At 40.7% G+C, this 26,261-nt stretch carries 19 protein-coding genes; all 19 read left to right on the top strand.

The window, feature by feature from the left end; genetic code table 11:
- Positions 1 to 17 precede the first annotated feature (17 nt).
- The 19 genes from LKD36_RS08155 to LKD36_RS08065 all read left to right on the top strand — a co-directional run bounded on the left by LKD36_RS08155 (position 18) and on the right by LKD36_RS08065 (position 26,128).
- Complete coding sequence (locus LKD36_RS08155; RefSeq protein ID WP_308459296.1) at positions 18 to 548, top strand: zinc-ribbon domain-containing protein; 531 nt, start codon at positions 18 to 20, stop codon at positions 546 to 548.
- A 24-nt stretch (positions 549 to 572) separates the two neighbouring features.
- Positions 573 to 1,037 (top strand): zinc ribbon domain-containing protein, encoded by a 465-nt coding sequence (locus tag LKD36_RS08150; RefSeq protein WP_308459295.1) that lies wholly within the window; start codon positions 573 to 575, stop codon positions 1,035 to 1,037.
- 24 nt (positions 1,038 to 1,061) lie between these two features.
- Entirely contained in the window at positions 1,062 to 4,013 is a 2,952-nt protein-coding gene (locus LKD36_RS08145; RefSeq protein ID WP_308459294.1) for a S8 family serine peptidase, read from the top strand.
- 1 nt (position 4,014) lies between these two features.
- The gene (locus LKD36_RS08140; protein ID WP_118769967.1) at positions 4,015 to 4,632 is read left to right on the top strand and encodes a zinc ribbon domain-containing protein; all 618 of its coding nucleotides are present in this window, start codon (positions 4,015 to 4,017) and stop codon (positions 4,630 to 4,632) included.
- A gap of 55 nt (positions 4,633 to 4,687) precedes the next feature.
- Entirely contained in the window at positions 4,688 to 7,192 is a 2,505-nt protein-coding gene (locus LKD36_RS08135) for a leucine-rich repeat protein (RefSeq protein WP_308459293.1), read from the top strand.
- A 56-nt stretch (positions 7,193 to 7,248) separates the two neighbouring features.
- Complete coding sequence (locus tag LKD36_RS08130; protein ID WP_308459292.1) at positions 7,249 to 11,910, top strand: hypothetical protein; 4,662 nt, start codon at positions 7,249 to 7,251, stop codon at positions 11,908 to 11,910.
- A 125-nt stretch (positions 11,911 to 12,035) separates the two neighbouring features.
- A complete protein-coding gene (locus LKD36_RS08125; protein ID WP_308459291.1) occupies positions 12,036 to 13,268 on the top strand; it encodes an ATP-binding protein in 1,233 nt (410 codons plus the stop codon).
- A 47-nt stretch (positions 13,269 to 13,315) separates the two neighbouring features.
- Entirely contained in the window at positions 13,316 to 15,232 is a 1,917-nt protein-coding gene (locus LKD36_RS08120; RefSeq protein WP_308459290.1) for an ABC-F family ATP-binding cassette domain-containing protein, read from the top strand.
- A gap of 70 nt (positions 15,233 to 15,302) precedes the next feature.
- Positions 15,303 to 15,947, top strand: coding sequence for a redox-sensing transcriptional repressor Rex (locus LKD36_RS08115; RefSeq protein WP_118769972.1), 645 nt, complete (start codon positions 15,303 to 15,305; stop codon positions 15,945 to 15,947).
- An 85-nt stretch (positions 15,948 to 16,032) separates the two neighbouring features.
- Positions 16,033 to 16,878 carry an NAD(P)H-hydrate dehydratase gene (locus tag LKD36_RS08110; protein ID WP_308459289.1) on the top strand — a complete coding sequence of 282 codons (846 nt, stop codon included), beginning with the start codon at positions 16,033 to 16,035 and terminating at the stop codon, positions 16,876 to 16,878.
- Positions 16,875 to 18,059 (top strand): alanine racemase, encoded by a 1,185-nt coding sequence (alr, locus tag LKD36_RS08105; RefSeq protein ID WP_308459288.1) that lies wholly within the window; start codon positions 16,875 to 16,877, stop codon positions 18,057 to 18,059. Before LKD36_RS08110 ends, alr begins: the two co-directional genes overlap by 4 nt.
- 52 nt (positions 18,060 to 18,111) lie before the next feature.
- A complete protein-coding gene (locus tag LKD36_RS08100) occupies positions 18,112 to 18,459 on the top strand; it encodes a type II toxin-antitoxin system PemK/MazF family toxin (RefSeq protein WP_118769975.1) in 348 nt (115 codons plus the stop codon).
- Between the two features lie 102 nt (positions 18,460 to 18,561).
- Positions 18,562 to 19,290 carry a YebC/PmpR family DNA-binding transcriptional regulator gene (locus tag LKD36_RS08095; protein WP_308459287.1) on the top strand — a complete coding sequence of 243 codons (729 nt, stop codon included), beginning with the start codon at positions 18,562 to 18,564 and terminating at the stop codon, positions 19,288 to 19,290.
- A 2-nt stretch (positions 19,291 to 19,292) separates the two neighbouring features.
- Positions 19,293 to 20,216: a CFI-box-CTERM domain-containing protein gene (locus tag LKD36_RS08090; RefSeq protein WP_308459286.1), complete on the top strand. Its 924-nt coding sequence runs from the start codon at positions 19,293 to 19,295 to the stop codon at positions 20,214 to 20,216.
- A 75-nt stretch (positions 20,217 to 20,291) separates the two neighbouring features.
- Positions 20,292 to 20,948: a ClpP family protease gene (locus LKD36_RS08085; RefSeq protein ID WP_118770106.1), complete on the top strand. Its 657-nt coding sequence runs from the start codon at positions 20,292 to 20,294 to the stop codon at positions 20,946 to 20,948.
- A 93-nt stretch (positions 20,949 to 21,041) separates the two neighbouring features.
- Complete coding sequence (locus LKD36_RS08080; protein WP_308459285.1) at positions 21,042 to 22,490, top strand: aminoacyl-histidine dipeptidase; 1,449 nt, start codon at positions 21,042 to 21,044, stop codon at positions 22,488 to 22,490.
- A gap of 151 nt (positions 22,491 to 22,641) precedes the next feature.
- Positions 22,642 to 24,606: an electron transport complex subunit RsxC gene (gene rsxC / locus LKD36_RS08075; protein ID WP_308459284.1), complete on the top strand. Its 1,965-nt coding sequence runs from the start codon at positions 22,642 to 22,644 to the stop codon at positions 24,604 to 24,606.
- A gap of 1 nt (position 24,607) precedes the next feature.
- Positions 24,608 to 25,228: a methylenetetrahydrofolate reductase C-terminal domain-containing protein gene (locus tag LKD36_RS08070; protein WP_308459283.1), complete on the top strand. Its 621-nt coding sequence runs from the start codon at positions 24,608 to 24,610 to the stop codon at positions 25,226 to 25,228.
- A gap of 21 nt (positions 25,229 to 25,249) precedes the next feature.
- A complete protein-coding gene (locus tag LKD36_RS08065; protein ID WP_118769981.1) occupies positions 25,250 to 26,128 on the top strand; it encodes a methylenetetrahydrofolate reductase in 879 nt (292 codons plus the stop codon).
- Positions 26,129 to 26,261 lie beyond the last annotated feature (133 nt).

Below are 26,261 nucleotides of genomic sequence, written 5' to 3'. Positions count from 1 at the left end.
ATAGGGGGACTGCTGACATGGAAAAATCACAAAATAATAAAATTGAAGAACTCGAGAAAAACAGTAAACAGCTTCTTGAACAGGCAGAAGAGTTTTATAAACAGATAGGAAAGAAATATTATGAGCTTCATTCAACAGATGCAGAAGAATGCATCAGGGATGAGGTAGAAAAATTAAATGAAATTAATATACAATTGAAGTACATATCAGAACAGATTGAGGCTTACAAAAATGGGCATATTTGTACAGCATGTGGAGGCGAAATATCAGAAGATGATCGATTCTGCCCGAATTGTGGGAAACAGATTATTCGTGAAAATACTTCTACTGATAATGGAAATATGCAGTGCCCGAGATGTGGTGAAGTTTATGAAGAGCACCAAAAATTTTGTTCTAAATGTGGTTTCCTGTTAAGTGGTGAGGAAATGAAACAGAATATTTTAAAAGAAGAACAGAAAGAATCTATGCAACATGTGTGTCCTAACTGTGGTGCGGAAACAGACGAAAATATGAAGTTTTGCATTATTTGTGGAAAAAAATTGAAATAAAAATTTGTATATTGGAGGAAAGTTATGTTTTGCGGAAATTGCGGAAAGAAAATACCTGATGATTCTATGTTTTGCCCTGATTGCGGGACTCCGGTGAAGCGAGTATCTTCTCAAAGTGTCCAGAAGGCTGAAGCAAAAAATAAAAATCACAAGATAGTAGGTATTATTGCAGTAGGTGTGTTAATAGTTCTTATACTGGTTGTGTTGTTTTCAATATTTGGTGGTGGATCAAATTACGAAAAGAAATTAGTTGGTGAGTGGTACTCGGAAGACAATGATGACCCGGAGTTTATATTTTATAGTGATGGGACCTGTGAAATAGACAATTGGAGCGGAGCCTGCAAATGGAATGTTGTAAATGATGATCAACTGAAATTGACGGATATTTGGGGTGAAAGCAGAACGTCTACGATAGAAAGTATTAAGAATAATTGTCTGACACTCAGGGATGGAGACCGTGCAGCAGAATATTACAAGAACGGAAAATAAGGCAGTGGGGGAAAGACAGGCGGAATGAAGAAGCTATGTGCAAATAAAAAGGGAAATTTTTGCGCAAAATGTGGTTCAAGACTGGATGAAAAAACGGGACTGTGTCCTGAATGTGATAAAAGTAGATTAAAAAAAGCAAATCGGAAGAGGAAACTCAGACATATTATAACAGTGTTTTTGCTGATCATCGTCATAATCGGAATTGTAATAATTGGATTAGTTCATTTTAAAATAATTGATATTACTCTAACCAATATAATTTCGGATCAACAGAAAATATACTATAACAATGAAGCAGAGGATATAAACAAAGAGATTCCACCTACAGATACCGAAGGAATTACTTATTATCAGACATCGGATGATTCTGTTGAACAGGACAGTGATACAGGAATTCTATATGTAAATAATGAAGTACTTGTAATGTTGGAGAACGATTTTTCAAAAGAAGAATTCACTAAGTATCTGGCACCATTGGGAGGGAAGATTGTTGGTGAACTATCTGATATAAATGAATATCAGATACAGTTAGAAAGATCATTAACCTATTCTGAATTGTCTTCTTTAGTAAATGATCTTCAGAACAGAGACGAAGTACTTTATGCATCTCCTAATTATGCATTTCAGATAAGCGAAAATTATTACCCGGATGATTCCAGATGGAAAAATGAGTGGAGTAATATTCCTGGTGGAGAAAACTGGGGGATGGAAGCAATTGATGTGCCAGGGGCATGGGAGTATAGGAATCAGATGCAACCAGTGAATGTGGGAATACTGGATCTCATGTTTGATGTAAATCATAAAGATCTGAATTTTGTAGAACAACCTTTGGGAAATGTAGCGGCCACGTCTGGAGAATGGGATAACCATGGAACACATGTTGCAGGAACAATTGCGGCTACTTTTGACAATGGGACTGGAGTTACAGGAGTCTTGCCAAAAGTAAATTTGTACGGAGTGTCAATACGCGGATTTGAAATACGTGGAGAAAAAAATAAGTATTGCAATTATCAGGCATGGAAGACGGCTTTTTACTATTTAATTGTGAAAAAAAATTGTTCGGTTATCAATTTAAGTGTAGGGTTGGATACACTTACATTTTGTGCATCTAGGAATGAGGTCTATAATGAGGCATTAAAAATTATTGCTGAAAAAATTTCAATATTTTTGAAACAACTAATTAAAGATAATTATTCATTCATAATTTGCAAGTCAACAGGAAATCAAAATGAAGTGCATGGAGAATATCAGTATTTCAAGAAGGACGAAGAAGATAACTCAAAATATCCGTATTTGTATTATCGCTATGAAGATTTTGAGAAGTATTTAAACGGAAACAAAACGGACGAAGAGTATTTTGCGTTTTACAAAAACAAAAAGAAAGAAATAAAAAAACGGCTTGAGAGCGGGAATGTGGATGCAAAATACGATATTCTTGGGGCTATTGATGACGTAGAAGTACAAAAACGAATTATTATGGTTGGTGCCGCAGAAAATTTAACTCATAGAGAAGGTGGCTTTTTAGGAATTGGTAGTAAGCTTGTTCATGACGGATATAAAATAGCAGCATATAGTCAGGCTGGAAAATGTGTTAATGTAATTGCACCAGGAACCGATATATACAGTACGATAAAGGATTCATATGGAATAAACTCTGGTACTTCGATGGCGTGTCCGCATGTGTCAGGTATAGCCGGGCTTATCGTTTCTGTTAATCCAGATATAGACAGTGACCTGGTAAAAGAAATCATTCGCGAGAGCGCGGTTGGAAAGTACGGGGAATATGGATATGGCATGGCCAATGCGAAAAATGCGGTCGAAATGGCATTAGAATATAAAAATAAAAAGAAAACTGATCAACAATTGCCGCGGACAACAGCACTTTCCAACGAAAGAAATATCGTGCTCACATTAGACACTTCCGGAAGTATGGATGGAACGCCGATACAGGAAACAGTGAAAGCCGCAAATAAGTTTGTAGATACTGTGTTGGAAGAAGATGCGAGTATAGGAATTGTAACTTATGAAAGTTCGGCTCATTGCATTTCAGAGTTTTCTGGAAATAAGAGCGTTTTAAAAAATGCACTTTCAGAAGTATATGCTTTGGGCGGCACCAATATTGACGAAGGACTGCAACAGGCATGTGAAATGCTTTCATCTGGAAATGCCAGGAAAAAAATGATTATTCTTATGACGGATGGAGAACCAAATGAAGGAAGATGTGGAGACGATCTCATAGCCTATGCGGACGAAATCAAAAAGACAGGTATATTAATCTATACCATTGGTTTTTTCGAAAATAGCGATGGAACAAAATCTTATGAGCAGGCTTTGATGGAGGCGATTGCCAGTGAAGGATGTCATTACGAAGTAGCAAGCGCTGATGATCTGATATTTTTCTTTAAAGATATTGCAGATCAGATGAATGGACAGAAATATATTTACGTCAGAATTGCATGTCCGGTGGATGTCTCAGTCAGTTATCAGGGACAGACCCTAACCTCGTCAGAGGATGCATTAAATCTTAGAACAGATTTTGGAACATTGTCATTTGAAGATGTTCAGGATTCGGAGGGTAATGTATCTGAAGATCAGGTCAAGATCCTGCGTTTGAAAGAGGGCGTGGATTATGATGTTAAGATTACAGGCACTGGAAGAGGCCTGATGGATTATACTATTGGCTTTATGGATGATGATGGAAATTATAGCGATTTTAGAAAATTTGAACATGTAAAAATAACAGGAAAAACAAAAATAGATACGGTTGCAGCTGTTTCTGAAGTAAGTGTATTGAACATTGATGAAGATGGGGACGGAAAATATGATGTAAAACTTCAAGCAGGAAAGAATGGATATGGAGAAGAAATTCATTCGAACATTATCATATATGCAGGAATTGCTGCAGGTGCAGGAATTATTTTAGTGGTCAGTGGTGTAGTAATATTACACGCAAGAAAACGAAAGAAGGTACAGTAAAATGGCAAAATATTGTGGTAATTGTGGCAATAAACTTGATGATGATGCGCGAGTATGTGATCAATGTGGAACCCCCTGGGGTGGTCAGAATGTGAATCATCATTCAGAAAAAACGAAGTCAAAAAAAAGAACAGGTTTACTGATATTAGTTTTACTGTTTATTATTGGAGTTTTAGGTGCGGTGAAAATAATCCCTCAATACACCGGATATCGTGGATTTTTACGAAAAGTGATGTCTGCTTATGAAAAGTATGATATTGATGCGCTGGTAGCTATGTCCAGTGATGTATATTATTACTTTGATGCAGAAAACGCAGCGGAAGAAAGCTTTAAAGATTCAATTGGAGATACAATGGATTCTTTTGAAACCTATGTAGGAAACAATTATTCTTTATCCTATGAAATCAATGAGATCTATGATATGTCGCCAAGAAAAGTAAGTAAACTTATGGATGGAATAAAATCGTCTGTCCCGGATTTTGATGTCGATTCAATTGAAAAAATTATGGAAGCTGAGGTCACAGTTACTGCAAAGAAGGGTGATGAATCCAATGAGCAAAATATTACAGTATGTATAACAAAAGAAGGAAAACACTGGAAATTATTTTACTTTGAATAATGTAACTGTAATTTAAAGTTATTGATATTCATATTAAGGAGCAAATATATAAAAGATGTTTTGCGAAAATTGTGGAAAGATAATTCCGGACGGAGCTATGTTCTGCCCGGATTGTGGAAACAGGTTAAAGGAGAAACCAAAAAGAAAAAAGAAACCTTTGAAATGGATTTTGCTCTTAATGGTCGTTATTATTCTGGCTGTTGCTGCAAGAACCGCATTAAAAGACTGGAATTATAAAACAAAATATCCGGCCGGATATGCCATGGATAAGTTAGTGAAAAGCGGTGCCTGGAATCCTTCGTATACTGATGATGCGGCGATGAATAATTATCTTCAACAGATGGCATTTGTATGTAATGGAGAAGATGTTTATTTTCAGGATAATGTTAATTATTATCATCTTACAGATAACGATTCAATATACTATATGCCACGTTATGCTATGAAAGACAGAGATGGAAATGAAATAGAGGAAGAAGGAATACAGGGAATTTTCATTAATGATATTCTTTACAGCAATACGGATGGATTAATGAGTTATCTGGACAAGGATAACAATGTAAATGTATGGGAGATGGAATACAAAGTTTCAGATTATCATTACAATGTTGCATCAGAAATTTTGCCTTATGACAATAGTTTATATTTTGTGTATGATGGAACACTCTATCGGTGCATGTATAAGAATATAACGGCGCAATCTGTTTCTATAGAGAATGGAATTAATTGGTTTAGCACAGATAAGGAAGAGGTGGTTTTCGACGAAGCTGAGATAAGGAAATTTGGAATTTATGCAGATACCATCGTTATGTTTGGCGGTGATAATTCTATTTGGACATTAGATATTTCATCAGGAAAAGCAGTTTGTGTTTTGGAAGGAGCCAAATATAGGGATCAACGCTGCAGTGTTGCAGATGGGTATATTTACTATTATTTCACTGACGATAGTTGGAACGAAAAGGGATCATTTAATGATAATGGAAAAACAGATTATATAGGGCGAGTAAAATTTGATGGCACGGATAATAATCCCAAATATTTTGCATTGGTTTCGGGGGATAATGTTTTTAATATGTCAGATTCTTACATATATTACCTGCAATATAATGAATTGTATGACGAGTATTTTCTGATTCAAACCCCGATTGAAGATACAACAAAACAGACAGTGTTGGCGACGGGTGAAGAACATGGTCTGGATGAAATGGTTTATAGCTTATATATAAATGATGAATGGATTTATTATGTTTCTACTGAAAGCGGTTTCTGGAGAGCAAAGATAGATGGAACGTTAGTTGAAAAGCTTCAGGAATACAATAGTGAAGAAAAACAGGAAAAAAATATGATTTATCCGTTAAAAGTAGAGGAGCATCCATCAAAGTTTGAAATACAACAATTTACATTATCAGGCAATATTGATCCTGATTCTGTGAGTGGTTATTGTGGAGATGATTCAGATCCAGAAAGCGTTTCATGGACTTTGACAGATGGTGTTCTGACAATATCAGGAAATGGGGCAATGGCAGATTTTTCATCACAGGATAACCAGCCTTGGAAACAGCAACGAAACCATATAACCTCAGTTATAGTAGATCAGGGCATTGCTTCTATTGGAAATGAAAGTTTTGCTGGTTTGTCAAATGTTACAAAAGTTACATTAGCTGACACGGTAACCAAGATTGGAGATAGAGCTTTTATTAATACCAAGATTGAAACTATTTCTTTCCCGTCAAAGTTAACCTCAATAGGGAATATGGCTTTTTATGATCTTCCTACTTTAAACGGAGAATTGCATTTACCGGATGGACTTGTACACGTAGGTGAAGAAGCATTTGCCGAATGCAGTGGACTGACAGGAGAATTGCATTTACCAGAATCCATGAATACGATTGGAGAAGGTGCTTTTCATGGATGTGGAGGATTAACAGGAGATCTGACCATTCCCGGAGGCATAGAATATATTGACTACAGCGTATTTGGAGGTTGCACAGGATTAAACGGAACGCTTACACTTTCAGAAGGTGTAAAAAATGTGGAACAAAATGCTTTTGCAGGGTGCCAGATTCAGAGGATTGTACTTCCTGACAGTCTTGAAAGTATTACGCCTACAACTTTCAGCCAGTGTGATCATGTGAAGGAAATTGTCTGGAATGGAACAAAGAAGTTTGATGGATATTCATATTTGCCGGCAATAGAAGAGGGTACTTCTGATGGTGATTATAATGAATTGGAAAGTTATGAATATGAAAAAGGAGAATATTTATCCAGTTTGGAAATATACGAAGTGAATGGGATAAAGTCAGCCTATTTGGGATTTTGGCATAATTATGGAGACAGTGCATCGGATGAGGATTATATTTTTGATTTGGAAGACGGAAAGACAGAATATTCCGTTGTCGGAAACCGTTCCGGGAAAAATTTCCTTCTCGATATTTTGCCGACGGATGACGGAATGAGAATAAAATTAATCGAAAAAAATCAGGAAACACAATATTCATGGCCTGATGGAGAAGCTACGGATGCAATTATTGACGAGGTATATCATAAAGCAACGTCTTAAATGCTATTGTTTTAATGTAAATGGATCATGAAATGATAACAGAGTGGGGAAAAAGAATGAAAAGAACGATTGCGCATATACTGGTGGTTACTATGATGATAAATGCGATGTCATTACCAGTATATGCAGAGGCTGATCATGATGTGGAGAAACAGGTTGTTACAGATAGTGAGAAATCAGAAGAAATTGATGGGAATATAAAACCTGAAGAGGTCACAAATGAAATACAGGAAGATGAGGCTCTGAATAATAATAACGAAATTAAAGAAGCTGAATCAGAAGAAAGTGAACCAGAAAATCTTGGTGGAAACACTTCTGAAGATCAGAAGATACAAAAACAGGAGAATGACAAATTAGAAGATACAGATATTAGCAAAAATGATGAATTGATTCAGAAAATAGATCAAGAAGATACAGTTCCTGAAGAAATAATAGAAGATTATGGCGAAAATCTTTCAGAGAATGTTATAAATGAAAATAATTTAGAAAATGTATTAGAAAGCGAAGAAGACTCTTCTTTAGAAGAAACTGAAGAAAATTTGGATGAAAATGCAATATTGAATATATCAGAAAATATATCGAATTTAAATATATGGGATGGTACGGTATCGGATACTTTTTCCAGTGGTGAGGGAACACAGGAAAATCCCTATATTATTTGTAATGGTGCAGAACTTGCACATCTGGCATCTGAGATTAAAAATAAGCGAGGGAATAGTGCCTATTATGAATTGAAAAATGATATTTATTTGAATAATGTTTCTGATGAAAAATGGTACATGGATCAATGCAATGAATGGATCCCTATAGGAACGTTGCAAGATCCGGGAAGTACAGTGTACAATATACACATGGAGTATGAGTTTACAGGTCATTTTGATGGTAAAGGCCACACTGTTTATGGAGTGTTTATCGATGGAACAGAGAATGGAGTTGGATTATTCGGAAGTGTTGAAAATGCAGAAATTTCAAATGTTAATTTAGAGAAATCATATATTGCTGGAGAAAATTATGTAGGCGGTCTTGTCGGAAGCAGTCATTTTTTTAATAAAATACGGAACTGCCATGTCAATGCACAGGTGTATGGAAATGACTGTGTAGGTGGAATTGCCGGAGGCGATTATTGCGGTACCTATCAGGGATGCAGTAATTCGGGAGTCATTAATGGTTCAACAAATGTAGGAGGAATTACTGGAAAACTTGGAAATGGAAGCGCATCCGTAGAGAGATGCTATAATACTGGAAAAATATATGGAAAAGAAAATGTGGGCGGAATTACAGGAATTATTAAAAATTATGATGGAAGTTCTTATATCAGTAATTCGTATAATGCGGGAGAAATTAATGGTGAAGAAAAGTGTGTTGGTGGAATTACAGGGTATTTAGATGCAAATAGAAGCATTCAATATTGTTACAATGTTGGAAAAATAACGTGTGCTGCGGGAGAAAATCGTGTAGGAGCGCTGATTGGATTCAGAGAATTTATTGCAGGAGTATCGAATTGCTATTACCTGGATACATCCTATAAAACTGGAACTGGTACTGGAAGTCATGGAAGTAATGCGGGAACTGAATGTACGATGGAGGAAATGCAGCTCACAGGCACATTCAAAGGATTTGATTTTGATAACTTATGGTATATACATGGTACAGAAGGATATATATATCCGCAGCTCCATGCAGATGGCGAACGGTGGTATGCCAAGTTACTTATAATTGATGGAAAAACGGGAGAGCCTACAACGGATTATCAGATCACAGTTGAAAATAGTAATGATTTGGATGGTGTGGTAGTTGAACAATATGGATATGTAGTAGGAAGGTATTCAGCATATCAGTCATCAGCCCAGGTAGTGATTTCCAAAAATGGTTATAAAAATTTTATTATCAATGCATCAGATTTAAATATTTCTATTTCGGTGTTGGAAGCAGAAAATAATGTAATAACACTTGAACCTGATTCAGAAGATATATCTGAAGAGGAAAAGAATCAAATGCAATTTGTTGCAGATCATCTTGATTTTGCACAAAACAGGTATGACAGTTTTGTGAACGCACGAGGATTTAAAAACGCTTACTGGCAATTTGATAATGGAGATGAGTTTGCGCTATGTACTGTGGCAAACTGGATGAAAAATTTAACCAATGTTTCTGATATTCTTGATTTTCAATCAGATAATATTAAGATTTCTGTATCGTATTATGATATTTATCTTGCAGATTTAATTACGTCCATGTCAGAAACAAGTACAGCTGAAACGGATTTAGGCCTTTCGGGTTTTGAAATGTACAAAGAATGTTATGGCAATATATTGGATAACTGGATTGTAAAATTTGCCAGTATAGATATTAAGAAGAATGATTTATTTAGTGCAGAAGAAAAACAGGAATGGGATAATATTATTGCACAGGTAACTACGAATGTGGGAGACTTGGACAGTAAAGAATTTAGAAATAATCTGGAAAACCTGTTGGCAGGAAGTCAAAAAGGTTATGAAGTGGATGATTCAGTAAAAAAATTAATTTCATTTGTTGCAAGTCCTTCTTTTTATAAAAAATATGAAAAAGAATTTTCTGATATATTTGAGGGCCTTGAAGTTGCAAATGAAGCAAGTACTTATATTTGTAATGCCGCAGATGCGATAAAAGCATTTCAAACGGTTTCCCAGGCATATATTGCTGCTAAAACGGTAAAAAAAATGCATACGGAATTTTATGATATCCTGTATAAAGTGCGAGATGAAATGAACAGTAAAAATCAATATCAGGCGTCAGCATTTTCAACAGCACTTAATAAGTATGCTGCATCGGCAAATAATGATGCAGCATTGTATATGAACTGTATTGAAGAACTTACTTCTTCGGTAATTGATTTTACATATGACAGTTTTATAAAAAAATATATACAGAAGTCATGCTATGATGAGATTGCCATTTTTTTAGGCTGTACTCCAGGTATGTTAAAAGCAGTAGTCTTGGCGTACAAATTAGGATATGCGATAGGGGATAAAATTACAGATTTGAGTACAAAAGCAGATCAATATACAAATATGTATTATGTATCAACAGTCGAGGAAGCGTTGGAAAATGTAAGCAAAAAATACGGGGATATACTGATACAGAATCAAACATATGAAGATGCAAAAATATATGATTGTGCATATAAGATGCTTGCAATGACCAATAAATATTTGTATAACTGTATGTACAAAATGTCAGCCAGCGATAAAGGTTTGAAAATAGGGGATAAGCATTTTTTCAGAGTGCCGGAATTGATGAAACTTGGAACGATATATACAAACATGTGGAATCGCAATAAATGTCATGGAAAGGTACTTACAAATCGATATAAGTATACAAGCATTCAGTGTCCGGTTGATGTGTATATATATGATGCGCAGAATCAGTTAGTACTTTCTATTATAAATGAACAGGTTGAATTAAATGATGATGAGTTATACGTAATGGTTAGTAATGGAAAGAAATCCATTATATATCCTTATGATCAGGAATATCAAATTAAACTTGTGGCAAGAGAATCCGGATTAATGGATTATTATGTAGCTGAAATAACAGATACAGAAACCAGAAATATTGATTTTTATAGTATTCCTTTGGAAGAAGAAAAAGAATATACAGGTGTTATACCAGCTGGAATTCCTGTAGAATCATCAGAATATATGCTTCATACAGATGGAAATGACGTTCAAGCAGATTATGATAGCAGCGAAGAGTGTTTGCCGACTCCTTCAACATGTAATTGGGAAGGAACTACGGCCAATTGGGAAAAAGTTTCTGATGCAGAAAAATATGTTGTTTACTTATATAAAGATGGGCAGATACTAAAAATAGTGGAAGCTGCGGATAATGATTATGATTTCGCGAAAAATATTACAGATCCTGGTCTGTATGCATTTTCGATAGTAGCCGTTTCTGGTATTCCAGAATATAAAAACAGCCGACGAACAATACCTGGTGATATTCTTCAATATGTAAAAATATCAGGAGTGGAATCTGTAAAGAAGTGTACATATAATAGAAAATCACAGTTGGGTTATGAAGGCAATCCAAGCAGTACTTATGAAGGAACGTATCAGATAAACTATAGTGGAAGAAAAGAAACGGTTTATCAAAGCAACAGAGGACCTGTGGATGCAGGAGATTATACAGTAACTATCGCTATTCCTGGGGATAATTCTCATTATGCAGGTTCCATTTCACTTGATTTTTCGATAGAGAAAGCTGATTCAAATCTTAGAGTGGAAAAAACATACATAAGCAAATCAATAGGAGATGCAGATTTTTGTTTATCTTATTCTACTGATAATTTAGAAACTCTGCCGACTTTTAAATCTGATAATGAGAAAATTGTGAAAGTTGGAAGTGATGGAAAAGTATCTATTGTTGGAGAAGGAGATGCAACAATCACTGTTTCGCAGGAAGAAAGTAAAAATTATAATGCGGCTGCATGTGTCGTGAAAATAGAAGTGAATAAAGCGGCAACGAATCTTATAGAAAAAGATAATAACAAGAGTTCAGAAAAAGAAAAAGTAAAAAATTCAAGAACATCTGAGACGATTGAATCAAAAGATGAAAGTAACTACTTTGTGGAATCTGCAGAAACATCAGATACAAACTTTGTAGGAGGATGGTTATTAATATTAGCATTGTCGATGTGGAGTATAGGAATTAATATACAAAGAAAAAGGAAAAACTGATATCATAGATTTTTCTTCACGACCAATCTGAAATTAAACTTTCGGATTGGTCGTTTTTATATATTGATTTTTTTGACCTTCACGACTATAATAAACTTGTATTTTAGATTTGTCGGAGGTGTTCTATGGCTTATATTGAAAGAGCAATTACATCCGTACTGAAGAAGAGAGTTGCATCCAGCAAATGTTCCCTGATTATTGGGGCAAGACAGGTTGGAAAATCAACACTTATCAAACATGAGTTTACAGAATACAACAGGGCGAATTTTGATGACAAGCTGACGAGGCTGCAGGCAAGAGAAGAGCCGAAGCTTTTCTTTTTAAACAATCCCTGTCCGCTTTTTATCGATGAAGTCCAAAAGGAAAATGAGATATTAGAAGAGATTAAGAAAATCGTAGACGACTCTGATGAACGCGGCTTGTTCATTTTATCCGGGTCGCAGAAACTGGAACTGATGAAAGGAATGAGTGAATCTCTGGCAGGAAGAGTGGCAATTTCTGAATTGTCAGGACTGTCCATGAGAGAGATCTATGGGGTACAGTTTAACCGGCATTTTATCCCTACAGATTTTTATATAAAAGAGCGGGAAAAAGAAATAAAACTTTATCGTGATCTCTGGAATATCATTCATAAAGGTTCCTATCCGGAACTTTACGATGTGGAGAGAGACTGGCAGGAATATTATTCTTCTTATGTTTCCACGTATCTGGAGAGGGATATTAATGAGCTGATTTCAGCAGATAGTATTACCTTTACGAAATTTCTGACCGCAATTGCGGCACGGACTGGAGAAATTCTTAATTATACAAACCTGGCAAGTGAAACAGGGGTAAGTGAGCCTACCATAAAGAACTGGGTTTCGATTCTGGAAAAAACAGGGATTATTTATTTATTACAGCCATACAGCGCAAGTGCGTTGAAACGGGCCATTAAAGCACCAAAAATATATTTCCGGGATACGGGACTGGCCTGTTATCTTACCAGGTGGCTGACAGCGGATGCTTTAAAATGTTCTGCTGTTGCTGGAAATATGTTTGAAACGTTCGTGGTATCGGAAATTTTGAAATCCTATACTAATGAGGGAAAAGATTATCGATTCAATATTTTTTATTACAGGGGAAAAGATAAGAATGCATCAGGAGAAAATGAAATAGACCTTGTGATAGAAGAAGACGGGGTGTTATATCCTATTGAAATTAAAATGTCAGGAAATCCCAAAGCAAATATGGGAGCGGCAAATCTTGTTTTAGATAAAGTGGAAGGAAAGACAAGAGGATTGGGCGTCATTATGTGCCTGGTTGACAAAAAAACGTATTTGAGAGAAAATCTTGTTGCTCTGCCAATTGAATATATTTGATGGATTTTAGCCGTCCGCAGGATTTATAGAAACGGAGATTTACAAAAATGATTTTAGCATGTCAGAATATATGCAAAGCATTCGGGGACAACGAAGTCCTCAAAAATGCTTCTTTTCATATTGAAGAGCGGGAGAAAGCGGCGATCGTTGGTATCAACGGTGCCGGAAAGTCTACGCTTTTAAAAATTATCATAGGGGAGATGGCGGCAGATGACGGGCAGACGGTGATCAACAAAGGTGCCACCATCGGATATCTTGCTCAGCATCAGGAGATGCAGAGTGGAAACACGATTTTTGATGAGCTTCTGACGGTGAAGCAGGATGTGCTCGATCTGGAAGCTCGGATCCGCAGCATGGAGCTTTCCATGAAACAGGCAGAGGGTGCCGAACTGCAGGAGCTGATGGACCAGTATGCAAGACTGAGCCATGAGTTTGAGCAGAAGAACGGATATGCCTGGAAAAGTGAGATTACGGGTGTATTAAAGGGCCTCGGATTTACGGAAGAAGATTTTTCCAAGCATGTGGATACCCTGTCCGGTGGACAGAAGACCCGTGTTTCACTGGGTAAACTGCTGCTCTCCAAACCGGATATTATTATGTTGGATGAGCCCACCAACCACCTGGATATGGGTTCTATCACCTGGCTGGAGACGTTCCTTATGAATTATCAGGGAGCCGTACTCATTGTCTCCCATGACCGGTATTTTCTCAACAGAGTTGTGACCAAAGTTATCGAGATTGATCAGGGACAGGTGACCACCTTCATGGGCAATTATTCCGATTATGCCCAGAAAAAAGCCATGCTCCGGGAAGCACAGATGCAGGCGTACTTAAACCAGCAGCGGGAAATCAAACATCAGGAGGAAGTTATTGCCAAACTGAAATCCTTCAACCGCGAGAAATCCATCAAGCGTGCCGAAAGCCGTGAGAAAATGCTGGACAAGCTGGATGTGCTGGACAAGCCTTCTGAAGTAAAGGCAGATATGCATATTGAACTGGAGCCGCGGGTGGTAAGCGGTAATGACGTACTTACAGTATTGGGACTGTCCAAGGCATTTCCGCCCCAGACGTTGTTCACGGATCTTGATTTTGAAATCAAGCGCGGTGAGAGAGTGGCGCTCATCGGAAGCAATGGTACGGGAAAGACCACGATCCTGAAGATTTTGAATCAGGTAATTCCGGCGGATGCAGGAGAAGTGCATCTGGGTTCCCGGGTGCAGATTGGTTATTACGATCAGGAGCACCATGTGCTTCATATGGAAAAGACGGTATTTGAAGAACTTTCGGATGCCTATCCGACATTGACCAATACAAAAATCCGTAACGTACTGGCTGCCTTCCTTTTTACAGGGGATGATGTATTTAAACGGATTAAAGATTTAAGCGGTGGCGAGCGTGGCCGTGTTTCTCTGGCGAAGCTCATGCTTTCCGAGGCAAACTTCCTGATCCTCGACGAGCCCACCAACCATCTGGATATCGTTTCGAAAGAAGTACTGGAGGATGCGCTGAACCATTATACCGGAACGGTGCTGTTCGTCTCCCACGACCGTTATTTCATCAATACAGTAGCGACCCGGATTCTCGATCTGGAAAATCAGGGACTGACCAACTATATTGGAAACTACGATTATTATCTGGAAAAGAAAGAGACCATGGTAAATTTCACTGCGGCTCCCACGGAGACGGTTTCGGCAGCAGAGACAACCGCAGACACAGATTCCAAGCTGGACTGGAAGCAGCAGAAAGAACAGCAGGCACAGCTTCGTAAGAAACAAAATGAGCTGAAGAAAGTAGAAAGCCGCATTGAAGAGCTGGAGAACCGCGATAAAGAGATTGATGCGGAACTGGAGAAGAAAGAAGTTTTCACCAATGTGGCGGAAGTGACGAAGCTTTCCAAAGAAAAAGATGCCATCCAGACGGAACTGGAAGAATTATATGAAAAATGGGAAGAACTGTCAGAATAACTGACAGAAAAGTTTGACAAAAAATAAACAGCGTTTTATAATATATAAAGTATATGATTGGAGGCGTTTTATGGAAGAAAGACGCATATCAAAAGCGGTTATAAAAAGACTTCCGCGATACTATAGATATCTCGGTGAGATGCTGAATAACGGAGTAGAACGTATCTCCTCCGGAGAATTAAGTAATAAAATGCAGGTAACAGCTTCCCAGATACGTCAGGACTTAAATAATTTTGGTGGATTTGGACAGCAGGGATATGGATATAATGTACAGTATCTTTATGATGAGATCGGCAAGATTCTTGGAGTGAATACGACTCATCCAATGATTATCATTGGTGGAGGTAACTTCGGACATGCACTTGCAAACTATGATTTCAGCAAGAATGGATTTATCACGAAGGCAATTTTTGATATCCGCCCGGAACTGGCGGGTACCTCAATCAGAGGAATTCCGGTTCTGATGATGGACGAATTGGAAGAGTTTGTGGAAGAAGAGCAGATTGAGATTGCGGTACTGACTCTGCCGAAGAGTAAGGTACAGGAAGCGGCAACCAGACTGGCAGCCTGCGGAATCAAGGCTCTGTGGAATTTTGCACATCTGGATCTGGACGTTCCGAAGGATGTGGTAGTGGAGAACGTACATCTGGTAGACAGTCTGATGCAGCTTTCCTATCGGATCACCAGTTATGAGCGTCCGGAAGAAGCGGAATAACTGACAGGTATATGAAATGACAAAGGGGCCAATGCGAACGGACAAACCTTCGCAGAAGCCCCTTTTTTACGGGAAAACAGAAAAGATGGAAGAAAAAATAATGCTGGATATGCTGCCGAAGCGGACAGCGCGTTCACACAAAGGAATTTATGGAAAGGTCCTGTGTATTGCAGGCAGTAAAAATATGGCAGGAGCAGCATATCTCTGCGGATATGCTGCACTTCGTACTGGAGCCGGTATGGTACGAATTTTCACGCCGGAAGCGAACCGTATCATTTTACAGACGCTTCTTCCGGAAGCGATCATGACGACGTATGAAGACAGAGACTCCATGCTTGAGCAGCTGACAGAAGCTTTTTCCTGGGCAGATACGGTGGCAATTGGTCCGGGACTTGGAAAAAGCGATAATTCTGCAGTACTGCTTGAGCAGGTGATGAAGAAGTGGAATCATCCGATGGTCGTGGATGCGGATGGACTGAATCTTCTGGCAGAACGTATGGAACTTCTGGAACAGCATGAAGGACCGCTGATTGTGACTCCTCATGTGGGAGAATTTTCGCGGCTGACCGGTCTTACAATGAAAGAAATATCAGAAAATATTCCCGGACAGGCGCAGGCATTTGCCAAGGCTTATCATTGTATCTGTGTTCTGAAAGATGCCCCGTCTGCGATCGGTGATCCTGACAGAGTGACAGTGAACACAACGGGAAATAACGGAATGTCCACGGCAGGAAGCGGAGACGTTCTTACCGGTATTATTGCAGGACTTCTGGGCCAGAGGATGGATGCAGAAGATGCAGCAAGACTTGGCGTATGGCTTCACGGACGCGCCGGTGATCTGGCAGCTGAAAGAGAAGGAACCTATGGATTACTGGCCAGACATTTGATCGAATATCTGCCCCAGGCTATGAGAAAAGGAGAAGAGTCATGAAACATTATTTAAGAATCTGTGCTGAGATTAATCTGAATGCAGTTGCATATAATTTTAAAAGTATGAAAGATCGTCTGGCTCCGGAGACGAAGATGATCGCGGTAGTCAAGACGGATGGATACGGACATGGAGCAATTCCTATTGCGCATATGGTTCAGGAATATCCGTATATCTGGGGTTTTGCGGTGGCGACTATTGAAGAAGCGGTGCTGCTAAGAAAGGCAGGAATCGAAAAACCCATCCTGATTCTGGGATTTGTATTCCCGGATGCGTATGAAGACGTAGTGCGTTATGATATTCGGCCTGCGGTCTTCAAACTGTCTATGGCGCGCCAGCTTTCCGAAGAAGCAGTCCGCCAGCAGAAAAAAGTATATTTCCATATTAAAGTGGACACAGGAATGTCCAGAATCGGATTTTCGGATACAGCAGAGAGTGCGGATGTCGTAAAAGCGATCAGTAAACTCCCGAATGTGGAGATGGAAGGACTGTTCACTCATTTTGCAAGGGCAGATGAGAAAGATAAACAGTGGGCAAATCTGCAGTTTGAAAGATACCAGGCATTTTCACAGATGCTGAAAGACCGGGAGGTGCCGATTGCTATTCACCATTGCTCCAACAGTGCCGGTATCTATGACATGCCGGAGGCTAATATGGATCTGGTGCGTGCGGGTATCTCCATCTATGGAATGTATCCGTCAGAGGAAGTGAATAAGCTGGCAGCTCCCATTGTTCCGGTTATGAGTCTGAAGAGCCATATTGTCTATATTAAGGAACTTCAGCCGGGAAGCCAGATCAGTTATGGAGGAACTTTTGTGGTGGAGCATCCGATGAAAGTTGCAACAATTCCCGTGGGGTATGGTGATGGCTACCCTCGTTCTCTCTCAGGAAAAGGCCGTGTGCTGATTCGTGGATGCGAGGCTCCAATCCTCGGCAGAATCTGCATGGATCAGTTTATGGTGGATGTAACCGAGATTCCGAATGTCAAAGAGGGGGATATGGTGACTTTGATCGGATCAGACGGTGGTTATGAAATTACAATGGAGGAACTGGCGGAAAAATCCGGTCGCTTCCATTATGAGCTGGCCTGCGATATCGGCAAACGTGTTCCCAGACGTTTCTGGAAAGACGGAAAGATCATTGCAACCCAGGATTATTTTTCAGAAAATGGAATAAATGAGTAATCATCCGGAAATACTCTGACTGATAAAACAAGAACAGATCGGAGTGAAACAGTTGATGATCAGACGCGGAGATGTCTATTATGCGGATTTAAGTCCGGTGATCGGTTCAGAGCAGGGCGGCGTCCGGCCTGTGCTGATTATCCAGAATGACATCGGAAACCGGCACAGTCCTACCGTAATCTGTGCTGCTATTACTTCCAGAATGAATAAAGCGAAACTTCCTACACATGTGGAACTGAATGCCTCCACGTCTAATATGGTGAAGGATTCCGTCATATTGCTGGAGCAGCTTCGCACGATTGATAAGAAAAGACTGAAGGATAAAGTCTGTCATCTGGACGATCGGATTCAGAAAAAAATAGATATTGCATTGAAAATCAGCCTGGAATTGGATACATAGGCTTGCAAACATTGATTTTGCGTGATAAGATAGATAGCATGCATAGATGGCGGTCAATTATGACCGTTGAAGAACGAAAGACGAGAAAAGGAGATTTTGTTTATGTCAGGACATTCCAAGTTCGCAAATATTAAACATAAGAAAGAGAAAAATGATGCAGCAAAAGGTAAGATCTTTACCATTATCGGAAGAGAACTTGCAGTTGCAGTAAAAGAGGGCGGTCCGGATCCGAATAACAACAGCCGTTTAAGAGATGTCATCGCAAAAGCAAAAGCTAACAACATGCCGAACGATACGATTGACCGTGGTATTAAACGTGCAGCCGGTGATGCCAATGCTGTAAACTATGAGCATGTTACATATGAAGGATATGGTCCGAGCGGAATCGCTATTATTGTAGAGGCTCTGACTGATAATAAGAACCGTACCGCTTCCAATGTGCGTAACGCATTTACCAAAGGAAACGGAAGCCTGGGAACCAGCGGATGTGTATCCTACATGTTCGACCAGAAGGGACAGATTATCATTGACCGCGAAGAGTGCGATATGGACGCTGATGACCTGATGATGATGGCTCTGGACGCAGGGGCCGAGGATTTCTTCGAAGAGGAGGACAGCTTTGAGATCCTGACAAATCCGGATGATTTCTCTGCAGTCCGTGAGGCATTGGAGAAAGAGGGAGTTCCGATGGCTGAGGCAGAGATTACCATGATTCCGCAGAATTATGTATCTCTCAGCGATGAGAACGATATTAAATACCTGAACCGTACACTGGATCTTCTTGATGAAGATGATGATGTTCAGGCTGTTTACCATAACTGGGATGAGTAACTATGATGTTTAAAGAAGGTACATGTCCGAAATGTCATGAGAAGATTCAGGTACCGGAGGACAGAGAGCAGATTATCTGTATGTTCTGCGGTGAGGAGATTCGTGTGGCAGATGCGCTCGGCGAAAAGAAAACCATCAGAGAACCGCTTGCAGAAGCGGAATATGTAAAATACGCAGAATGTGCAGAGAATGGTCTGCGCAGTCTGATCCGTACCTGTGACAAACCGATGATGAACTTTAAGAAAAACCTTTATACAGGTCAGTTTGAGGAGTTTTACGGAGCGAACAGCAGTGTGTTTGAAGCTATGGATAAGCTCTGCGGAAGCACAGATAATCCGGAGGATAAAATTCAGGAAATGGTCAGCTGGATGACCGGAACAGCAAATGAAGAGCTGGGAAAACTGAAATTTAAGGGTCATAAAACCCAGAAGCAGATGGATTACAATTTTATGATATCTATTTATCTGGTTCCGGCGGTACGAAAATATCCGTCTGATTTTTCCGAGCCATTTGCCGATCAGCTGCTTGCTGCATGGAATGAAATGTTCAGTGTTAATCTGGGCAAGGCATCTTATGAGGATATTGCAGGCGGATTCAAACGGAAACTTTGCTATGTGACGACAGCAATCTGTGAAAGTCTTGGAAAAGAAGCAGACTGTTATGAACTGCGTCTTCTGAAAGATTACAGAGACCAGTATATGGAGAGTGATCCAGAGCGAAAAGAGATGGTTGATGAATACTATGATATTGCGCCTACGATTGTAAAAAGAATGGATCGCTGTGACAACAGAAAAGAACTTTATCAGGATCTTTATGACAGATATCTGATGCCTTGTATCCATGAGATTGAGGATGAAAAATACGAAGAGTGCTGTAACAGATATCAGGATATGGTGATGGAACTGAAATCCCGCTATATGAACTGAGACAGTGTGCATAAAATGCCGGTTTTTCAGCCATACTTGGAAGAAGAAAAGTATGGTGGAAAGGCTGGTTTTTTTATGTCAGAAAATGAAGACAAATTGGAGAAATACGGACAGCCGGAGGGATTAAAGCAAGCATCCCACATCCGAATCCTGACGATCATCGGGGAAGTAGAGGGGCATGAGAATCTGGGAAACAACAGTAAAACAACGAAATATGAGCATGTGATTCCTCTGCTTGCAGCTGCAGAAGAAGATAACGATGTACATGGACTTCTTGTGCTTATCAATACCGTGGGCGGGGATGTGGAGAGCGGACTTGCCATTGCGGAAATGATTGCATCTTTAAGCAAACCGGTGGTATCCCTGGTGCTTGGCGGCAGTCATTCCATCGGTGTTCCACTGGCGGTGTCTGCAGATTATTCCTTTATTGTTCCGACCGGAACGATGATGATTCATCCGGTCCGTATGACCGGACTGATTATTGGCGTGTCGCAGACGTTTGATTATTTTAAACGGATTCAGGAACGGATTGTAAGTTTTGTGGTGTCTCACAGTCAGATACGAAAAGAACGGCTTACAGAGCTGATGCTTGAGACCGGGGAATTGACCAAGGACGTAGGAAGTATTCTGGTAGGCGAACAGGCAGTCAGGGAAGGACTGATTGATGAGGCAGGTGGCATTCAGGATGCATTTCGGAAACTTCACGAACTGATGAAGGCAGAAAGAGATTGAGTTTTGTCTGGTTTCTTGCTATAATAGGCGCATGTGAGCCGGGATGGGTAACTCTGGCGAGTGATGAATGTACGAGAGAAAAGGAGAGATACGATGGCAGTTTTAACAGGATTAGAGCCGGCAGGCGTATGGAAATATTTTGAGGAACTGAGCAATATCCCAAGAGGATCTTATCATGAAAAGGCAGCCAGTGATTACTGCGTGGCATTTGCAAAAGCACACGGGCTTGAAGTCTGGCAGGATCAGGCCTGGAATATTATGATGGTGAAAGAAGCATCGGAAGGATATGAGGATGCAGAACCCATTATTTTACAGGGACATCTGGATATGGTGTGCGAGAAGAAACCAGGCTGCAGCATTGATTTTGAAAAGGACGGTCTGAAATTGGCCATTGACGGCGACAATGTCTATGCAGAGGGAACGACCCTTGGCGGAGATGACGGAATTGCTGTTGCCTATGCACTGGCACTTCTTGACGATGAAAGTATTCCTCATCCCCGTCTGGAAGTGATCTTTACCACCAGCGAGGAAGTGGGAATGGAAGGTGCATCTGCACTGGATCCGTCCGTGCTCAGAGGACATACCATGATAAATCTGGATTCTGAGGGTGAGGGTGTGCTGTTGGCAGGCTGTGCAGGCGGATGCCATATGCAGGTAAATCTGCCACTTAAAAGAGAAACTGTAACCGGTATCTTTGCAACGCTGAAAGTAGATGGTCTGAAGGGAGGACATTCCGGCACCGAGATCAATAAAGGCCGTGCCAATGCCAATCAGCTGCTTGGTCAGGTGCTCACAGCGTTGGCAGAGAAGGTTCCGTATCATCTGGTAACACTGGCAGGCGGACTGAAGGATAATGCCATTACCCGTGAAGCAGAGGCACAACTGGTATTTGCATCCCGTGAGGCAGCAGCAGAGGCAGAGAAAGTGGCAGCTGCCAAAGGAAAAGTATTCCGCGAGAACTGCAAAGAGACAGATGCAGGGGTGACGGTGACACTGACCGTTGAGGGAGAAGAAACAGCGGCGGCTATGACCGCAGAAAGCGCTGCTAAAGTAAGAGCACTGCTCATAAGAATTCCAAATGGTGTGGTTCGCATGAACCCGGATATTCCGACGCTGGTACAGACGTCTCTTAATGTAGGAATCATGACCTGTGAGGATTCCTTGCTGAATCTCCAGTATACAGTCAGAAGTTCTGTTGGAGATGAGAAGGAAAAACTGATTCAAGAGATTACTACTATTGCGGAGGAAGAGGGGGCTTCCATTGAGCGGAACGGCGAATATCCGGCATGGGAGTATCAGAAGGACTCCCCACTTCGCGCAAAAATGATGAGAATTTACGAAGAAATGTTTGGAAAAATCCCGACAGTAGAAGTGATTCATGCAGGACTGGAATGTGGTATTCTTTCCACGAAGATTCCGAATCTGGACTGTGTTTCCATCGGACCAAATATTTATGAAATTCATACCACAGAAGAACATATGAGCATTTCTTCTGTGCAGAGAATGTGGAATTATCTGGTGGAAATTGTAAAAACCAAATAATAGTACTGGTTTAACCGGTTTGCAGGGGAGATTTATGCAGACCGGTTTTTTACTTATAAAAATAATTTATGATTTTTATTATTAAAGCTGGATAAAAAGTTCATTTTATGATACATTTAATAAATAAAATCATCATAAGGAAGGTGAGCAATTGGAAAATTATACAAAGTACAAGCTGAAAAGCAGTGATGAGCTCGCATCCGTCCTGGAGGGAAAGGACAATCTGTTTGTGATTGCCTGCAACAAGTGTTTCAAAGAATTTGACACTGTTGATGAGCCGGATTGCGATGAGTTCCTGAAGATCGCTGCTGAGCAGGGCAAAACCGTTACGGGCAGTGCAAAAGTTGATTTCCTGTGCAACAAGATGCACACAGAAAGAAAATTACAGGATCTGATTCCGGAAGGAACAGAGCACGTGGCAGTCATTTCCTGTGGTCTTGGTATTCAGACGGTTGCAGACCTGGCAGGAAAGCCAGTGATTGCTGCAAGTAATACACTGAACTACAGAGGACATCACGGTATGGCTCTTACTAAGAAGAGCTGTGATGCATGCGCACAGTGCTATCTGAATATTACCGGAGGCGTCTGTCCGATCGTCGACTGTTCAAAGAGTCTTGTCAATGGACAGTGCGGCGGCGCAAAGAATGGAAAATGCGAAGTCGATCCTAATAAGGACTGCGCATGGGAGAAAATTTATCAAAGACTGGCGAAACAGGGGCGGCTCGAAGAATTTTTGAACCAGCCGGTGCAGGTTCGCGATTTCTCCAAAGTAAATTTCAAAGTGATCAACGAGTATGTGAAGTCGATCAGAGACGACAGGCTGAATGGATACTATGGCGGCGTTCATCCGTCAGAGCATAAGGAATTCAGTGAGCATATTGCACTGAAGAAATTCCCGGAGCCAAAGACACTGGTGATCTCCATGTCACAGCATCTGGGCGCTCCGGCCAATCCGATCGTTCAGGTGGGCGATACAGTCAAAGTTGGTCAGAAAATCGGTGAAGCAGCAGGATTTATCAGCGCTCCGGTTCATTCCAGCGTAAGCGGAACCGTTGTTGCAGTGGAACCGCGTATGCATGGAACAAGAGGCAGCGAAGTAATGGCTGTTGTCATTGAGTCCGATGGAAAAGACACACTGCATGAGTCTGTACAGCCCCATGGTGATCTTAACAGCCTGACTCCGGATGAGATCATTGAGATTGTCAAAGAAGCAGGAATCGTTGGTATGGGTGGTGCAGGTTTCCCGACCTGTGTCAAACTGAAACCCGCCAAACCAGTTGATACCATTCTTCTCAATGGATGTGAATGTGAGCCATATTTAACAGCAGACCACAAAGTTCTCCTTGAGTTTGCAGATGACATTATTTTTGGTCTGAAAGCAATCCTGAAGACAACCGGTGCTGAGAAAGGTATCATTGTCATTGAGGATAACAAACCGGATGCCATCGAACTGCTGCAGGAAAAAATTGCCAACATCGGCAACATGGAAGTCTTCGTTGCAAGAACCAAATACCCGCAGGGTGCTGAGAAGACTCTGATCAAGCGCGTGATGGGACGAAAGGTTCCAAGCGGCGGTCTTCCGGCAGATGTTGGTGTTATCGTAGATAATATCAGTACTGTAAAGGCAATTTCCGATGCGATCCAGAAAGGCATGCCTCTGATCGAGCGTGTTACAACGATAACAGGCGAGAAGATCAAGAACCCGGGCAATTTTATTATCAAGATCGGCACCAGCGTAAAAGACCTGATCGATTATTGTGGGGGATTCACTGACGATGACGTACTGGTCAAGATGGGCGGACCGATGATGGGATTCCCGCTGAATACACTGGACGTACCGATGATGAAAGGCTCCAACGGTATTATTGCCATTGAACCGGATGAGACAAAAGAGCAGCCGTGTATTAAGTGCGGACGCTGTGTCGATGTCTGTCCGATGGAACTTTCTCCGCTGTATTTTGTGAAATATGCAAAAGAAGAGAACTGGCAGGGAATGAAAGACATGAACGTCATGGATTGCGTAGAGTGCAGATGCTGTCAGTATATCTGTTCTTCCAAGATTCCGATCATCAACAGTATCAAAGCCGGAAAAGGTGCAGTAAGGGGGATGAAGTAATATGTTGATTACCCAGTTAAAAGCAAAAGAAACGATCACTTCCCTGACAGCTGGAAAAAAGGTGTTCATCATCAACTGTCATGGATGCAAAGAAGTTCGTTTTCCGGAAAAAGAAGCTGTTGAACTTCAGAAGGAACTTGCCGCTGAAGGAAATGTGACAGGAATCATGACAACGGATTATATCTGTAACCCGGAAAACATGGAATTACGTCTTAAAAAACATATGAGCAAGATTCAGGAAGCAGATTTGGTGTTAGTATTCTCCTGTGGTGTGGGTGTACAGACCGTGGCAGAATATCTGGCTGACAAAAAAGTCTGTGCAGCTTGCGATACATATCCGGTACCTGGCTTCCAGGGTGTGACTCCGCTGGAGTACAAATGTGACCAGTGCGGTGAGTGCTATCTGAACCTGACAGGCGGAATCTGCCCGATCACGGCATGTTCCAAGAGCCTTGTGAACGGACAGTGCGGTGGTTCCAAGAATGGAAAATGTGAAGTAGACAGTGATATGGAGTGCGGCTGGGAGCGTATTTACAGACGTCTGAAAGAAATCGGACGGCTTGACGCGCTGAAATGCCCGACACAGATTCATAACTTCGCAACAGACGATGAGGTAAAATAAAAGGATTGGAGCAATAATAGAATGAAAATGAAAGAATTATTTGACCGTGGTGAATTCGTAGTTTCTGCTGAAGTAGGACCGCCTAAAGGAATCCATGTAGAGGAACTGGTAGAGGAAGCAAAAACATATCTGAAAGGTGTTCATGCCGTAAACGTAACAGATAATCAGTCTTCTGTTATGCGTCTTGGTTCTCTTGCAATGTGCAAGGTCTTAAAAGATGCAGGAATGGATCCGATCTTCCAGCTGGCATGCCGGGACAGAAACCGTATCGCTCTGGAGTCAGATCTCTTAAGCGCTGCTATGTTCGGTATTGAGAATATTCTCTGCCTGACCGGCGATCATACAAAGATGGGTGATCATCCCCAGGCAAAACCGGTATTTGACCTTGATTCCGTATCCCTTCTTCACACAGTGAAACTGCTGGAGTCAGGCGTAGATCTTGGTGGAAATCAGCTGGTAGGTGAGCCGCCGAAATTCTCTAAAGGTGCGGTTGTATCTCCGTGCAGTGATTCCGTTGATGCACAGCTTGCAAAGATGGAGAGAAAAGTGGCTGCAGGTGCTGATTACTTCCAGACCCAGGCTGTTTTTGAGCCGGAGAAATTTATTAAGTTCATGGAGAAAGCAAAACAGTTCGGAAAACCGGTACAGGTTGGTATCATTATTCCGAAATCTGCCGGAATGGCAAAATTCATGAACAACAACGTTGCCGGTATTCATGTTCCGGATGAGATGATCGAGGAACTGAAAGCAGATAAAGAAAAGACCAAAGCAGGTATCACTGGTGTTGAGATTGCTGCACGTATTATTAAAGAGTGTAAGCCCTACTGCCAGGGTGTACATATTATGGCCCTTGGTTGGGAGTCCAAGATCCCGGCACTGCTGGAGCAGGCTGGAATCTAATTCCAAGTTTTATAAAAGAGCTGTCCGAATTCCGGACAGCTCTTTTTTTCAGAAAGACTAAAATTCCTTTGATATTCTTAACATTTCTAAAGATTCTCCGAAATCCCACATATTTGAAAAAATTTATGGTAAG

The organism is Hominiventricola filiformis, from assembly GCF_020686965.1.
Taxonomy (GTDB): Bacteria; Bacillota; Clostridia; order Lachnospirales; family Lachnospiraceae; genus Hominiventricola; species Hominiventricola filiformis.
The sequence above is the reverse complement of the archived record's forward strand: the minus strand, read 5'-3'. Positions and strand labels throughout refer to the sequence as shown.